Origin of the sequence: Streptomyces bauhiniae, assembly GCF_004784475.1 — a bacterium.
In the GTDB taxonomy this organism is placed as follows: Bacteria; Actinomycetota; Actinomycetes; order Streptomycetales; family Streptomycetaceae; genus Streptomyces; species Streptomyces seoulensis.
Map to the genome: position 1 here is coordinate 307,639 of NZ_SRRT01000007.1, position 15,730 is coordinate 323,368.

11 protein-coding genes are annotated in these 15,730 nt (G+C 71.7%); 5 read left to right on the top strand and 6 right to left on the bottom strand.

What is annotated here, in order from left to right:
- Positions 1-20: 20 nt before the first annotated feature.
- Positions 21-458 carry a MarR family winged helix-turn-helix transcriptional regulator gene (locus E5083_RS24070; RefSeq protein WP_030804715.1) on the bottom strand — a complete coding sequence of 146 codons (438 nt, stop codon included), beginning with the start codon at positions 456-458 and terminating at the stop codon, positions 21-23.
- Between the two features lie 153 nt (positions 459-611).
- Between E5083_RS24070 and E5083_RS24075 the strand changes: the two genes are divergently transcribed.
- Positions 612-794, top strand: a complete 183-nt coding sequence (locus E5083_RS24075; protein ID WP_086694930.1) for a ribbon-helix-helix protein, CopG family — start codon at positions 612-614, stop codon at positions 792-794.
- A gap of 39 nt (positions 795-833) precedes the next feature.
- Here the strand turns inward: E5083_RS24075 and E5083_RS24080 are convergent, their stop codons facing one another.
- The gene (locus E5083_RS24080) at positions 834-2,285 is read right to left on the bottom strand and encodes an NCS2 family permease (protein WP_135787788.1); all 1,452 of its coding nucleotides are present in this window, start codon (positions 2,283-2,285) and stop codon (positions 834-836) included.
- A gap of 192 nt (positions 2,286-2,477) precedes the next feature.
- Here E5083_RS24080 and E5083_RS24085 point away from each other — a divergent pair, with 192 nt between their 5' ends.
- From E5083_RS24085 to E5083_RS24095, 3 genes are all read left to right on the top strand, one after another.
- Positions 2,478-2,747, top strand: a complete 270-nt coding sequence (locus tag E5083_RS24085) for a DUF2530 domain-containing protein (protein ID WP_135787789.1) — start codon at positions 2,478-2,480, stop codon at positions 2,745-2,747.
- 180 nt (positions 2,748-2,927) lie between these two features.
- Positions 2,928-5,213 (top strand): GH92 family glycosyl hydrolase, encoded by a 2,286-nt coding sequence (locus E5083_RS24090; RefSeq protein ID WP_425276747.1) that lies wholly within the window; start codon positions 2,928-2,930, stop codon positions 5,211-5,213.
- Between the two features lie 149 nt (positions 5,214-5,362).
- Positions 5,363-7,765, top strand: a complete 2,403-nt coding sequence (locus tag E5083_RS24095; protein ID WP_135787791.1) for an HAD-IC family P-type ATPase — start codon at positions 5,363-5,365, stop codon at positions 7,763-7,765.
- 20 nt (positions 7,766-7,785) lie between these two features.
- On the opposite strand, the gene E5083_RS24100 is transcribed toward E5083_RS24095, so the two are convergent.
- From E5083_RS24100 to E5083_RS24115, 4 genes are all read right to left on the bottom strand, one after another.
- Positions 7,786-8,610 carry a hypothetical protein gene (locus tag E5083_RS24100; RefSeq protein WP_135787792.1) on the bottom strand — a complete coding sequence of 275 codons (825 nt, stop codon included), beginning with the start codon at positions 8,608-8,610 and terminating at the stop codon, positions 7,786-7,788.
- A gap of 169 nt (positions 8,611-8,779) precedes the next feature.
- A complete protein-coding gene (locus E5083_RS24105; RefSeq protein ID WP_135787793.1) occupies positions 8,780-9,694 on the bottom strand; it encodes a hypothetical protein in 915 nt (304 codons plus the stop codon).
- Between the two features lie 150 nt (positions 9,695-9,844).
- Positions 9,845-12,976, bottom strand: a complete 3,132-nt coding sequence (locus tag E5083_RS24110) for a sacsin N-terminal ATP-binding-like domain-containing protein (RefSeq protein WP_135787794.1) — start codon at positions 12,974-12,976, stop codon at positions 9,845-9,847.
- 94 nt (positions 12,977-13,070) lie between these two features.
- Positions 13,071-13,997, bottom strand: a complete 927-nt coding sequence (locus E5083_RS24115) for a DUF3027 domain-containing protein (protein WP_135787795.1) — start codon at positions 13,995-13,997, stop codon at positions 13,071-13,073.
- A 281-nt stretch (positions 13,998-14,278) separates the two neighbouring features.
- Between E5083_RS24115 and E5083_RS24120 the strand changes: the two genes are divergently transcribed.
- Positions 14,279-15,679: an MFS transporter gene (locus tag E5083_RS24120; RefSeq protein ID WP_135787796.1), complete on the top strand. Its 1,401-nt coding sequence runs from the start codon at positions 14,279-14,281 to the stop codon at positions 15,677-15,679.
- Positions 15,680-15,730 lie beyond the last annotated feature (51 nt).

Below are 15,730 nucleotides of genomic sequence, written 5' to 3' on the forward strand. Positions count from 1 at the left end.
TCCTGAAGCGATAGCCGTGGCTACAGTTGCGCGAGCTTCTCCAGGACGGGGGCGGCGGCGCGCAGGGTGGCCCACTCGTCCTCGTCGAGGCCCTCGACCAGGCCGGCCAGGAACGCGTTGCGTTTGCGGCGGCTCTCGACGAGCATCGCCTCGGCCTGTTCGGTCCGGGTGACGACCTTCTGGCGCCGGTCCTCGGGATGCGGCTCGAGCCGGACCAGGCCCTTGGCCTCCAGGAGCGCGACGATGCGGGTCATCGAGGGCGGCTGGACGTGCTCCTTGCGCGCCAGCTCGCCCGGAGTGGCCTGTCCGCAGTTGGACAGCGTGCCCAGGACCGACATCTCGGTGGGGCTCAGCGACTCGTCGACCCGCTGGTGCTTGAGTCGACGGGACAGCCGCATCACGGCGGAGCGGAGGGAGTTCACGGCGGCCACGTCGTCGCCGTGGGTGAGGTCCGACATGTCTTTAGCCTAACTCATTACCCTCACTAAGGAACGCCACCCCGCACGGCACGCCTCGTGATGTCCGCCACTGTGTCCAGTCATCACCCTTACGAGTGAGTCGGTTCCGAAAAGTGACCCATCGGGTGGCGGGATGTGGCGACCCTCTTACGCATGGGGACCAGTGTGCTCAGCCTGCGGATGGACGGGGAGCTGCTAGAGAGGCTCCGGGAACGCGCGGCCAAGAGAGGGATGAGCGTGCAGGACTACGTGATCCGCACGCTCGTCAGGGACGACTTCGACGAGCGGTTCCAGACCGCCGTCGACGAGACCGAGAAGTTCTACGGGGTCACATGAGACTCATGTGACCCCGCAGGAAACTCAGCCGTGCCCCGGTCAGGTCAGACCAAGGGCCGGCATCAGGTAGTAGAAGCCGAAGACGGCCGCGACCACGTACATCGCCACCGGGATCTCCCGGCCGCGCCCGGCGGCCAGGCGGAGCACCACGAAGGTGATGAAGCCCATGCCGATGCCGTTGGTGATCGAGTAGGTGAACGGCATCATCACCATGGTCACGAAGGCCGGGATGGCGATGGTGAAGTCGGCCCAGTCGATCTCCCGGATCGAGCCCGCCAGGATCAGGAAGCCGACCGCGAGCAGCGCGGGGGTGGCGGCCTGGGACGGCACCATGGTGGCGACCGGGGTGAGGAACAGCGAGACGCCGAACAGGGCGCCGGTGACGACGTTGGCGAGACCCGTACGGGCACCCTCGCCGACGCCCGCGGTGGACTCCACGAAGCAGGTGGTGGCCGAGGAGGAGCTGGCGCCGCCGGCCGCGACGGCGAGGCCGTCGATCAGCAGGACCTTGTTGATGCCGGGCATCTGGCCCTGGGCGTCGGTCAGCTTGGCCTCGTCGCTGACGCCCATGATCGTGCCCATGGCGTCGAAGAAGCAGGACAGCAGGACGGTGAAGACGAAGAGGACGCCGGTCAGCACGCCCACCTTGCCGAAGCCGCCGAACAGGCTGACCTTGCCGATCAGGCCGAAGTCCGGGGTGGCGACCGGGTTGCCCGGCCACTTCGGGGTGGTCAGGCCCCAGGACGGCACCTTGGCGACCAGGTTGATGATCACCGCGAGGACGGTCATCGCCACGATGGAGATCAGGATCGCGCCCGGCACCTTGCGGACGATCAGCGCGAGGGTGAGCAGCACGCCCAGCACGAAGACCAGCACCGGCCAGCCGGTGAGGTGACCGCCCGTGCCGAGGGTGAGCGGGACGGTGGTCTGGGCGATGTCCGGGATACGGGTGACGAAGCCGGAGTCGACCAGGCCGATCAGCATGATGAACAGGCCGATGCCGATGGCGATGGCCTTGCGCAGCCCGTAGGGCACCGCGTTCATCACGCGCTCGCGCAGACCGGTGGCGACCAGCAGCATCACCACGAAGCCGGCGAGCACCACCATGCCCATCGCGTCCGGCCACGACATGCGCGGCGCGAGCTGGAGCGCGACGACCGTGTTGACGCCGAGCCCGGCCGCGAGCGCGATCGGGACGTTGCCGATCACACCCATCAGCAGGGTGGTGAAGGCGGCGGTGAGCGCGGTGGCCGTGACGAGCTGGCCGTTGTCCAAGTGGTGCCCGTACATGTCCTTGGCGCTGCCGAGGATGATCGGGTTCAGGACGATGATGTACGCCATCGCGAAGAACGTGGCGAAACCGCCCCGGATCTCCCGCGCGACGGAACTGCCGCGCTCGGAGATCTTGAAGTAGCGGTCGACGGCGCTGTAGGAGGGCTTTCCGCCTGGCTGTTCGGGGGAAGGAGCCTGGGCCGTGGCCGAGGTGGGCATGCGAGTCCTCTTCACCATTCAGGGTTCCCCCGAGCCCCTTTGGAGTTTCGTACGAACAGAAACAGTCAAAGACAAACCGCTTCAGTATGAACGTATGAAGCCTAGATCGCTATCTCCGCGCGTAGATATTCACCGAATGTCCGTGGGGCAGCGGGCTGCCGGGCGTGGCGTGGTGCCTCGTAAGCTGTGCCCATGACGAAGTGGACCCCCAAGCACGAAGCGCCGGAGCCCCTGGAGGGGCCCGTGGTCGCCACCATCACCGGCGGCACGATCGTGTGGTTCGTCCTCTTCCTGGTCCAGCTCCCCTTCTACGGCTGGTTCGAGGACCACGGCCATCTGTGGTGGGTGTGGACCTGTCTGGCCGGGGCCGGTCTCGGCCTGATCGGCATCTGGTACGTGCGCGGGCGGGACGCCGCTATCAAGCGGGCGGCGGCCGAGCGGGAGACCGTCCCCGCCGAGTGACCTCCGGGTCGTGCGGGACCCCTGGACGGAATGCGGATTCCGTGTTGTCATGCCCACTGCTGTCCGATGACAACGTTGTTTTCGCACGCTGAAAACGTTGCCTTGAACCACCCCTGAGCACGTCCGGCCCACCACCTCAGAGGTTTCTGCATGACATGGACACGGCATATCGGTCGCTTCATGGCCGGGACACTGGCGGCGACCGCGCTGCTGGCCACCCCCGCCCACGCGCAGACCGACCCGCCCGCCCGGCTGACCGACCTCGTCAACCCGTTCATCGGCACCCAGAACGAGGGCAACACCTACCCCGGCGCGGCGGTGCCGTTCGGCATGGTGCAGCTCTCCCCCGACACCGGCCACAACACCGGCTACGACTACGCCCAGGACCACATCCGGGGCTTTTCCCTGGTCCACCTCTCCGGCGTCGGCTGCGGCCTCGGCGGTGACCTCCCGGTGCTGCCCACCACGGGCGACGTCACCACCACCGACTACGCGAAGTACGCGGCGAAGTTCAGCCACGACGACGAGTCCGCGAGCCCCGGCTACTACCGGGTCGGCCTGGACTCCGGCATCGAGGCCGAGCTGACCGCGACCGCCCGCACCGGTGTGCAGCGCTACACCTTCCCGGCCACCGACAAGGCCAACGTCCTGCTCAACGCGGGCCAGTCGCTGCACACCAAGGTCGCCACCGAGGTCGAGATCCTGGACGACCACACCGTGCGCACCAGGCTCACCGGCCGCGGCTTCTGCCAGGACACGGTCCCCTACACGCTCTACACGATCACTCGTTTCGACCGCCCCTTCACCGCCCACGGCACCTGGACCGGGGCAGCCGTCACCGACGGCGCGAAGACCGGCGCGGACGGCGCCTACCTGCGGTTCGACACCCGCAAGGACCGCACGGTCGAGGCCACCACCGCGCTGTCCTACGTGGACGCGCGGGGCGCGCTCGGCAATCTGCGCGCCGAGGGCGGCCGCTCCTTCGACGCGGTGCGCGGCGCGGCCCAGCGGGCCTGGGAGGACCGGCTGGACGACGTACGGGCGCGCGGCGGGAGCGACACGCTGCGCCGGACCTTCTACTCCTCGCTGTACCGGTCGTTCCTCGCGCCGAACATCGGCAGCGACACCGACGGCCGCTACACCGGCTGGGACCAGAAGATCCACCGCACCCAGGGGTTCACCTACTACCAGAACTGGTCGCTGTGGGACACCTACCGCACCCAGTCCCAGTTGCTCTCGCTGCTCGCGCCGCGTGAGGCGCGGGACATGGCGATCTCGGTGATCCGGATCGACGAGGAGAGCGGCTGGCTGCCCAAGTGGGGCTACGGCACGGTCGAGACCAACATCATGACCGGCGACCCGGTCACGCCGTTCCTCACCAACGCCTACCAGCAGGGGTTGCTGCACGGCTGGGAGGAGCGGGCGTACAAGGCGCTGAAGAAGAACGCGGACGGCGTGCCGCCCGCCGACTCGCCGGCCGTGGGCCGGGAGGCCAACCGGGAGTACCTCACCGACGGCTTCGCCCCGTACGTGAAGGACCGCCCGCACGCCAAGCCCGGCGACTCGGACTACGACCACGGGGCGTCGGCCACGCTGGAGTACGCGCTGTCGGACGCGATGCTGTCCCGGATGGCCCGCGACCTCGGGCACCGCGCGGACGCGGACCGGTATGCGGCGCGGGCGCAGAACTACCGGAAGATCTTCGACCCCTCGACCGGGTTCTTCCGCGCCCGTGACGCCTCCGGCGCCTTCACCGGTCCCGCCGACCCGGCGAAGAGCGAGGGCTTCCACGAGGGCACGTCCTGGCAGTACCAGTGGCTGGTGCCGCAGGACCTCCCCGGCATGGTGGACCTGATCGGCGGCACGCAGGCGGCCAACGACCGGCTCGACTCCTTCTTCGCCTACGGCCAGTTGACCGAGGACCCGGCGAAGACCGCCCGCGAGGTGTGGGTGAACGGGCCGTACGACTACTACAACGCGGACAAGTACAACCCGCAGAACGAGCCCGACCTGATCGCGCCCTACACCTACCTGTCCACCGGGCAGCCGTGGAAGACCACCGACGTGGTGCACGCCGCGTTGACCCTGTTCACGGACGGGCCGACCGGGATGACCGGCAACGACGACCTGGGCACGATGTCCGCCTGGAACGTGCTCTCCTCCATCGGCGTCTTCCCGGTCCAGCCCGGCTACGACACCTGGGGCCTGTCCACCCCCGTCTTCGACCGCGTCGACCTCACCCTGGACCGCCGTTACTACCCGCACGGCGCGCTCACCATCACCGCGCCGGGCACCTCGGCGGACACCCGCTATGTGCAGTCGGCGCGGCTGGACGGCGCCGCGTACGGGCGGACGTATCTGACCACCGGGGAACTGCGGACGCACCGTTCGCTGTCCTTCACGGTCGGGTCGACGCCCTCCTCCTGGGGCACGGGGGCCGACGCGGGGCCGCCGGCGCTGGGCTGATCCGGGCTTGATCAGGGGCTGGCTCCGGGGCCTGCTCCGGGGCTTGATCAGGGGCGCCCCCGAGACCTCCTCGGGGGCGCCCCTGGCGTTACCCGGAGATCGGTCCGCCCGGCAGGTGAAGCGGGGATTCCGCACGTAACGTCGGATGCATGACGAATGTCGACGCGGGTGCCGGACTGGACCCCGTGCACCCGGTCGCGCCGCCCACCACGGGGCCGGCGGGCCTGACCCGCGCCGAGGTCGCGGAGCGGGTGGCACGGGGGGAGGTCAACGACGTCCCGGTGCGCAGCAGCCGCTCGCTGGGCGAGATCGTGCGGGCGAACGTGTTCACCCGGTTCAACGCGATCATCGGTGTGCTGTGGGTGGTGACGCTGTTCGTCGCGCCGATCCAGGACAGCCTGTTCGGGTTCGTGATCCTCGCCAACACCGGGATCGGGATCGTGCAGGAGTGGCGGGCGAAGAAGACGCTGGACTCGCTCGCGGTGATCGGGGAGGCCCGGCCGACCGTGCGCCGGGACGGCAGCGCGGTGCAGGTGCCGACCAGCGGGATCGTGCTGGGCGACCTGGTGGAGATCGGGCCCGGCGACAAGATCGTGGTGGACGGGGTGTGCGCCGAGGCCGACGGTCTGGAGGTGGACGAGTCCCTGCTGACCGGCGAGGCCGACCCGGTGGTCAAGCACCCCGGCGAGCCGGTGATGTCGGGCAGCTTCGTGGTCGCGGGCGGCGGGGCCTTCCAGGCGACCAAGGTGGGCCGGGAGGCGTACGCGGCCCAACTGGCCGAGGAGGCGTCCCGGTTCACGCTGGTCCACTCCGAGCTGCGGTCCGGGATCTCCACGATCCTGAAGTACGTGACCTGGATGATGGTCCCGGCCGCGCTCGGCCTGGTCGTCACCCAGCTCGTGGTCAAGAGCAACGACTTCAAGGGCTCGGTGGCCCGGACCATCGGCGGGATCATCCCGATGGTCCCGGAGGGGCTGGTGCTGCTGACCTCGGTGGCCTTCGCCATCGGGGTGATCCGGCTCGGGCGCAAGCAGTGCCTGGTGCAGGAGTTGCCCGCGATCGAGGGCCTGGCCCGGGTGGACACCGTCTGCCTGGACAAGACCGGCACGCTCACCGAGGGCGGCATGGACGTGACCGGCCTGAAACCGCTCGACGGGGCCGACGAGGGCCGGGTGCGGGAGGTGCTGGCCGCGCTCGGGGCGTCCGATCCGCGTCCCAACGCCTCGCTCCAGGCCATCATCGACGCCTATCCGGACGGCCACGGCGGAGACCGGCGCCCGGTGAGCACGCTGCCGTTCTCCTCGGCCCGCAAGTACAGCGGGGCCGCGTTCGAGGAGGGGGACGGCAAGGTCGCCGGGTGGCTGCTGGGCGCCCCCGATGTGCTGCTCGCCCCCGACGACCCCGCGCTGGCGGAGACCGGCCGGCTGAACGAACAGGGGCTGCGGGTGCTGCTGCTGGCCCGCGCCGCCCGTGACCTGGACGGTCCCGACCCTGCGCGCGGGGCCCGGCCCGTGGCGCTGGTGGTGCTGGAGCAACGGCTGCGCCCGGACGCGGCGGAGACCCTGCGCTACTTCGCCGACCAGGACGTCCGGGCCAAGGTGATCTCCGGGGACAACGCGGTGTCGGTCGGCGCGGTCGCGCACAAGCTGGGGCTGTCCGGCAAGGCGGTGGACGCGCGGAGGCTGCCCGCCGATCCGGCCGACCTGGCCAAGGCGGTGGACCGGGCCACGGTGTTCGGGCGGGTCACCCCGCAGCAGAAGCGGGAGATGGTCGGCGCGCTCCAGTCGGAGGGCCGCACCGTGGCGATGACCGGCGACGGGGTGAACGACGTACTGGCCCTGAAGGACGCCGACATCGGCGTCTCGATGGGCTCGGGCTCGGAGGCCACGCGCGCGGTGGCGCAGATCGTGCTGCTGAACAACAGCTTCGCCACGCTGCCCTCGGTGGTCGCGGAGGGCCGCCGGGTGATCGGCAACATCACGCGGGTGGCGACGCTGTTCCTGGTGAAGACGGTGTACTCGGTGCTGCTGGCGCTGCTGGTGGTGTGCTGGCAGGTGGAGTACCCGTTCCTGCCCCGGCATCTGACGCTGCTGTCCACGCTCACCATCGGCGTCCCGGCGTTCTTCCTGGCGCTGGCGCCGAACAAGGAACGGGCGCGGCCGCACTTCGTGCGCCGGGTGATGCGGTACTCGATACCGGGCGGGCTGCTGGCCGGGGTGGCGACCTTCGTGACGTATCTGCTGGCCCGGCACCACTACTCGGGTGCGGGCGCGCTGTCCGCCGAGACCAGCGCGGCCACCCTGACCCTGTTCCTGATATCGATGTGGGTCCTCGCCATCGTCGCCCGCCCCTACACCTGGTGGCGGGTGGCCCTGGTGGCCGCGATGGGCGTCGCCTTCCTCTTCGTCCTGACCGTCCCCTGGCTCCAGGACTTCTTCGCCCTGCGCCTGGTCGGCAACGTCATGCCGTGGACGGCGGTCGGAGTGGCGGTGGTGGCGGCGGCCGCCCTGGAACTCGTGTGGAGATGGGTCGGCCGCCGCTTCCCGGTGTGAGGGGCACCCCACGGTGGGAGTTACTGCACGTCCACCGCGTCGCCGCCGGAGGTGACGGCGGCCGTGGTGGAGACGCCGGCGTAGACGTAGCGGAAGGCGCCGTCGACCGAGGCGGTGACGGTGGTCTTCAGCTTGCCGTTGGCGTCCGTCTTGACGGTCTTGAGGGTGCTCCAGGTGGTGGAGCCCTTCTTGGCGAACTGGAGCTGCACGGACTGCGCCCCGTAGCCGTAGTACTTGTTGTAGTCCCAGCTCGCGCGGGTCAGGGTGCCGGTGACCGTGATGGTCTTGCCCTTCTTGACCGGCTCGGGGGAGGCGTCGGTGGTGAGCTTGGAGTAGCGCAGCAGGCTGGTGGTGCCCATGCCGCCCTGGTCCTTGAAGCCGATCTTGCTGTAGTCCGGCTTGGAGGGGTTCTGGCCGTTGAAGGCGGTCGCCTCGGCGGCCACGGACCACTTGCCGGCGTCGGCGGCGGTCAGGTCGCCCTCGGCCGGGTAGACGTCGATGGTTCCGGTGCAGGTCAGCGTGGTGCTGGTGGCGACCTTGCAGGTGGCGAAGTCGTCGCCCTCGACCGTGGCGGTCGGGTCGTCCAGCGAGCCCCGGTAGAGGTAGGCGTCGCTGAAGAAGTCGGCGGCGGTCGCCTTGACGTCGGCGCCGTGGGTCAGCGTGTACGAGTAGGTCGCGCTGACCTTGCTGGTGGTACCGACCTTGATCGACGAGGCGATCTTCAGCTTCGAGAAGCTGACGTTCATCGTGTACGGCGTGGCCGGTGCGGCGTGCGCGGCCGGAGCGGCGAAGGCAGCGAGAGCCAGGGCGCCGGTGACGGCGGCCACGGTGGCACGTATGCGCATGTGCGGTTCCCTCTGGGGGAGAAGTGATCGGTGAGTCGGTCGACTCGGGTGATCAGATCCGTGAGGGGTCTTCCCGGTTGTACGGGCGGGGCGTTCCTCGACCGGAATTTGCCCACTCATTGCCTGGTCAAGGGCCCCGCCCGCACACCACTCACGCGTTACCGGCGACTTACTTCACGTCGACGAAGTCGGCGGTGGAGTCGATCGCCGGGGTGGTCGAGGTGCCGGCGAAGCTGTACCGGAAGTAGCCGTCGGCGGACGCCTTGACGGTGGTCTTCAGGTTGCCCTTGGAGTCCGTCTTGACCGTCTTCAGCGTGGTGTAGGCGCTGGCGCCCTTCTTCTTGAACTGAAGCTTCACGGACTGCTGGGTGTAGCCGTGGTAGCGGGAGTCGTCCCAGTTGGCGCGCGTCAGGGCACCCGTGACCGTGATGGTCTTGCCCTCCTTCACCGGCTCCGGGGAGGCGTTGACCGTCTGGCGGGAGTACCGCTGGAGCTTGTTGGAGGCGGCCTTGTCCTTGACCGCGACGCCGATCTTGCTCGGGTCCTGCGGCTCGAACGGGTCCTGGCCGTTGAAGGCGACGGCGAAGGCCGCGGTCTTCCAGGTGGCCGCGTCCTCGTTGAAGAGGAAGATCGGGTCGATCTCGATGGTGGCCTTGCAGGACGCCACGGTCGCCGACGTCGCGGTGCAGACGGCCGCGTCACTGTCGATCTCGTTCTCGGCGTAGTCGAACGCCGTGCCCCGGTACAGCGCGAGGCCCGTGACGAAGTCGGGGGCGTCGATGTCGACGTCCACGCCGTGCGTCAGCGTGTAGGACACCGGCACCCGGACCAGGTTGGTGGTGCCGACGACGATGTTCTTGCCGCTCTTCACGTTCACCTTCGAGAAGGTGACGTCCATGGTGTAGGGCGTGCCCTTGGCCTTGACGCCGAAGCCCTTGACGCCGTGGGAGGCGTGCAGGACCTTGCTCGCGGCCGACGCCTCGGAGGGAGCCACGGGGTGGGTGGCGGCGTGCGCGGCCGGGACGGCGAAGGCGGAGAGGGCCAGGGCGCCGGTCACGGCGGCCACTGAGGCGCGAATGCGCATGTGCGTTCCCCTGCGTTGTGGAGGGTGAGACCCCCCTGAACGTGTGAGCCTGTTGGCTCACACGTTCAGACGTGCGATACGAGGGGACGGTTGTACGAAACTCGAAGATTCTGCGACCAATTGGTGAAGCCGCAGCTCACGGAGCGGAAGTCAGTCGAACCAGCGGTCCCGTGCCAGTTCCTCCGTGCGGGACGGGTCCTCCAGGAGGGCGGCGACCTCGAAGCGGCGGGGCCACTGGCCGGAGGCCCAGGCGAGGCCGGCGGCGACGCCTTCGAGGGTGGCCGCGTGGAGGACGCCGTCGTCGGTGAGCCGCCAGTCGATCTCGACGCCGTCCACGAGGAGTTCGTCGTGCTCGACATAGCCGGCCGGGGTCCCCGGACCGAGCAACGCCCGCACCGAGTCCGGGACTTCGTGCTCGACGCCCTCGGAGTCCACCGCGCCGGTGACGGACTCGCTCAGCCGCCGCACCTGGAACAGCTCGGCCAACGCCCCGGCCAGGGACGGCCGTACCGGCAGCAGCGGCACCCCGGAGGTGAAGGGCAGCAGATCGGGTGAGTCGACGACCACCGCGTCCCGCGCGTCCACCACGACCGCCCGCCCGTCGCGCACGGCACGCAGCTCGTCGGGGAGGGTCACCTGCTCCGGGTCTAGGTCGGCCAACGCGCTGTAGAGACCGTGCAGTTGGACCGGAGTCACCGGCCGGTCGGGGTCGGCGAGCCGGTCGAGGAGTTCGGCGGCACCGCCCGGCTCGTCCAGCAGCGCGGCCACCGAGGTGCGCACCCCGAGGGCGCGCAGCACCTGCTCGTCGTGGAAGCCGGTGGCGTCCGCCTCGTCGTACAGGCCGCGCAGCAGCGGGTCGCCGCCCGCGGCCAGCAGGCCCGCCGGGCGGCGGCCGTCGAGTACCGGGTGCCCGCGCAGCCACCAGGCGGTGTAGGGCCGCACGACCTCGTGGGTGCCGTCCGGGAGGAGGACGCGGACCGGCTGGACCAGGGCGTCGCGCAGCGGGGGCTGAGCCAGCAGGGCGAGGGCCTCGGGCCAGCGGTCGTCGTCCACCAGGTCCAGGTCGCGCACGGCGACGAGTTCGGTGGCGACGGGCGGTACCGGGCTGTCGGGGAAGCGGTCGAGGATGTCCTCGGACCACACGTCCACGGCGTCCAGCAGCCCGGCGTCGTCCGGTTCGGCGAAGTCGCTGTCGCGGGGCTCCAGTTCGTCCGGGTCGAGGACCACGTCGGTGGCGCGGACCAACGCGAAGTCGGCCAGCACCCCGCAGGCGGCGAGCGGCCGGCCGCCCCACTTCTCGGCCAGCTCGGCGTCGACGGCGGCGAGTTCGCCCTCGCGGATCACGCGGGCGAACGGGCTGCCGGGCAGGACGAGTTCACCGGCCGGGGCGAGTTCGCCGTCCTCGTCGGGCAGGGCGAGCGCGCCGAGCCAGGGCTCGTCACCGGGCTCCAGCCCCGCGTCACGGACCAACGCCAGCACGGTGTCCGCGAGTTCCTCGGCGTCCGGGGCGTCCTCCTCCCACAGCGCCCCGCCGTCGTCGTCCAGCGAGGCGGCGACGGCGGCGCGGACCTGGGGGGTGGTGAGCACCGCGCGCGGGGTGGCGGGCAGCGCGCCGAGCTTCTCCAGCAGCGGGTGGGCGGCGTCCGCGTGGGCCATCTTCAGGCCGAGCCGGCCCAGCACCTCGGCGTCCGGGGCGGTGGCGTCCGGGGCGGGCAGCAGCACCTGGCGCGGGCCGATCGTGGTCCGGCCGGTCCCGGCGAGCGGCACGGGCAGCCCGGACAGCCGCTCGGGGTCGACCCCGGCGAGGCTGTCGTAGAGCCGCCACCACCACTCGGGCTCCTTCTCCAGCCCGGCCAGCCGGTCCACGGCGTCGGCCAGCGGCAGCCGGGTCACGCCCAGCGCGCGCAGCTCGGGGCGGCGCTCCAGGCCCGCGGGCAGCAGGGTCGGCAGCACCTCGGCGAGGACGCGCACGGTGGCCGCGCCCGCGCCCTCCACGATCTCGGCGTCCCTGGGGCGCAGCGCCTCGGGCAGCTCGTCGTCGCCCTCGGGGGGCAGCGCCGGGGGCAGGAACGCGGTGCGCGGCAGCCGGTCCAGCACGGCCTGGCGGAGCGCGCCGTCCAGCTCGCCCTTGCCGAGCGGGCCGGGAACGAGGTCGATGGCGCCCTCGGTCACCGGGCGCCAGCCGGCGAGGAGTTCGGTGTAGGCGTCGGCCGCGCGCGCCACCAGGAAGTCGGTGAGCGGGCCGGGCGCGGCGTGCCGGCGGGTGGTGTCCAGCGGGAAGGACGCGATGAGCACGCCGGGGAAGCCGAGGGGCTCGTCGCTGGGGGTGGGGGCGTGCAGCACGGGCGCGGTGCGGGGGCGTACCGGGCGGCCCTCGCCGTCCTCGGGCACGGCCCAGGTGACCGACCAGTGCGGACGCAGCCGTTCCTCGACCGGGCGGTCCGCGAGGAGGGCGGCGTCGAGCGGGCCGTGGGCGGAGACGGTGCGCCAGCGGGTGGTGCCGTCGCGGGAGTCGTCCACGACGGTGACGGCGTCCTCGGTACGGCGGCGCAGGGTGCGCGGCGCGCGTCCCTCCACCTCGATGACGACCTCTTCGAGGCCGGGCAGGGCGAGCAGCAGGGAGTCGTCCACGGCGTCCAGCAGCCGCTCGGCCAGCGAGGCGGCGGCCGCGTCACGCAGCGGCAGGATGACGGCGGTGTCGTACGGGTCCGGCGCGGTGCCCTCGGCGGCGAACGGCAGGCGCAGCAGCGGGACGTGGCCGTCACGGCGGCGCACCTCGTCACCGAGGCCGGGGCTGTGCCGGGAGGTCTCCGCGGTCAGCTCGCGGGCCTCGGCGAGTGACCAGCGGACCCCGCCGTGCCGGCCGACCAGCGCGGGTTCGTCGGTCACGGAGAGCACGGCGGCGAAGCCGACGCCGAAGCGGCCGACGGTGGCGTGCTCGTCGTACCGCTCCCGCTTGGCGGAGGCGCGCAGGGTGGACAGCGACTCGACCCCGGCGGCGTCCAGGGGCGCGCCGGTGTTGGCGGCGATCAGCACGCCGTCGCGGAGGGTGAGCCGGAGCCGTCCGGGCGTGTTGGCGCGGGCGGCGGCGTCGGCGGCGTTCTGGGCCAGCTCCACCACGAGCCGGTCGCGGTAGCCGCCGAGGACGAGGTCCTCCTCGGCGTTGGCGTCCTCACGGAACCGGGCGGGGCTGGTGGCCCAGGCGTCGAGGACACCGCGGCGGAGACGGGCGGTGCCGAAGGGGTCGGCGCCCTCGGCCGCCGGCCGCACGTACTTGCTCACGTTCACTCTCCATCATCGACGTGAGGTCGAAGGTACAGCGACCTGACGGTCCGTCCTTCGCGGCGTACGTGCGGGCGGGCGTGCCCGCCGTCCGTTACGAGTGGCCCAGTTCCGCCGCTTCGGCGTCGCCCTCGGCCGGGACCGAGCCGGAGTCGGCGGCCGGGCGGAGCGGGAACGGGTCGACCTGCGTCTCGTCCACCACGGGCAGCGGCGGGCGGGGCGGGGTCGGCATGACGGCGGCCTCGGAGTGGGCGCCGCAGCCGTAGGCGAGGGAGACCACGCGGCCGTCGGCCGGGGAGAACTCGTTGCCGCAGACGCCGAACGCCTGGCCCAGCGAGCCGCCGATCGGGGCGAGGAAACCGCAGGTCGCGCAGGTGGCCGGGGCGGCCTGGGCCATCGCGGTCTTCGGGCCGAACGCCTCCTCCCAGCGGTCGGCGGCGACATGGAGGCCGTAGCGGGACAGCACGCGGGCGCGGCGCATGCCCAGTTCCTCGGCGACCGAGGTGATCGAGCCGCGCGCGGGCGGGCCGGCCTGGACGGCGGGGCTGCCCGGGGTGACCTCGGCGTCCTCGCGCTCGGCCACCTCGCTCAGGCCCTCGGCCAGCGCGGAGTTCGGCGGCGGCTCCTCCTCGCCGGAGAAGCCGGGCTCCAGGCGCAGGTCCTCCTCGTCGGTGGGCAGGAGGTCGCCGGGGCCGAGGTCCCCGGGGCGCAGCCGCTCGCTCCACGGCACCCACTCGGGGGCGAGGAGGGCGTCGCTGCCGGGCAGCAGCACGACCTCGTCCAGGGTGACGATCTTGGCGCGGGAGGCGCGGGCGACGGTGGCGGCCCAGCGCCAGCCCCGGTAGCCCGGTTCCTTGCACTCGAAGAAGTGGGTGACCACGCGGTCACCCTCCGACACCATGCCGATGTGTTCACCGACGACACCGGGAGCGGCCGCTTCCTCCGCTGCGGTGCGCGCGAGGTCGATCGCCTCGGCGCACAGGCGGTCAGGGGTGCGGCTTCGCGTGGTCGCTGCGCTCACAGGTATCGCTTCTCTCCTACGCCGTCTACGAGTGCGGATGCACTCCGGCGGTGAAGCGGACGGAGCGGACCTGTGGGCCGCATCGACGTCCGCGTCCGATCACGCGCGGGCGCACCTCTGCCATCCATTCTGCGTTATGGCTGAGATACGCACGCTACCCCGTCGCCCGTGGTGGGGGACAGTCCGCGGCCACCCGGCGGGTTCCGGACAGGTGGATCTTCACGGCTCCGGGTCGACTCGCATGGCCGCAAACCGCCTATCGGACGGTCACTCGGGGCACTATGAAGCACGTGGCAGCCACGGACAGGGGGCGCGGTGGCGGCGGTTCGGGCCGCGTCGGCGGTGTCGTCCGCTCCGTCGGCCGTGCCCTGCATCTGCCGGTGACCGGCACGGCGCGCGGTATCCGGAAGGTCACGCACGCGCACGGGGCGGGCGAGTCGGGGCTCGGCAAGCTGATCGAGCTGCACGCGGTGAACGGTGCCGGGGACGTCATGATCACCGTGGCGCTGGCCTCCACGGTCTTCTTCTCGGTGCCGACCGACGAGGCCCGTGGCCGGGTCGCGCTCTATCTCGCCATCACCATGGCGCCCTTCACCGTCCTCGCCCCCGTCATCGGCCCGCTGCTGGACCGGCTTCCGCACGGGCGGCGGGCCGCGATGGCCGGCGCGATGCTGGCCCGCGCGCTGCTGGCGCTGGTGCTGTCGGGGGCGGTGGCGAGCGGCGGCCTGGAGCTGTATCCGGCCGCGCTCGGGGTGCTGGTGGCGTCCAAGGCGTACGGGGTGGTGCGCAGCGCGGTCGTGCCCCGGCTGCTGCCGCCCGCGTTCTCCCTGGTCAAGGCCAACTCGCGGGTCACGCTGGCCGGGCTGCTGGCCACCGGGGTGGCGGCACCGATCGGGGCGGGCCTCCAGATGGCCGGGGACCCCTGGCCGCTGTACGGGGCTTTTGTGATCTTCGTGGCGGGTACGTTCCTGTCCTTCTCGCTGCCCCACACCGTGGACTCCGCCAAGGGCGAGGACGTGGCGCTGCTCGCGGCGGACGAACGGCATCTGCACGGGCCGCAGCGGCGACAGATGGCCAAGCGGCCGGGGCTGCGCACGGTCGGGCCCGCCGTGACCCACGCGCTGGGTGCCAACGCGGCGCTGCGCTGTCTCTCCGGGTTCCTGATCTTCTTCCTGGCGTTCCTGCTGCGCGAGCATCCGCTGGCCGGGGAGAGCGCGGCCGTCTCGCTGGGCATCGTCGGCGTGGCGGCGGGCGCGGGCAACGCGCTGGGTACGGCGGTGGGGGCGTGGCTGCGCTCCAAGGCGCCCGAGATCATCATCGTGACCGTGGTCGCCGTCGCCCTCGGCGCCGCCGTGGTGGCCGCGGTGTTCTTCGGCGCCGTCCTGGTGGCCTGCCTCGCCGCCGTCGCCGGCTTCGCCCAGGCCCTCGGCAAGCTCTCCCTGGACGCCCTGATCCAGCGCGACGTCCCCGAGGCCGTCCGCTCCTCCGCCTTCGCCCGCTCCGAGACCATCCTCCAGATGGCCTGGGTCTTCGGCGGCGCGGTGGGCATCGTCATGCCCCTCAACGGCACCCTCGGCCTGGCTGTGGCCGCCGCCCTGGTCGCCCTGGGCTGGCTGACGACCCTGCGCGGCCTGCTCGCGGCGGCACGCCACGGGGGCCGGACCCGGCCGCGCGTCGCCTGACGGAGCGGACGTGTCGTACCCCACGTGGACTCCCCGCGCGGGGGGCCCGAT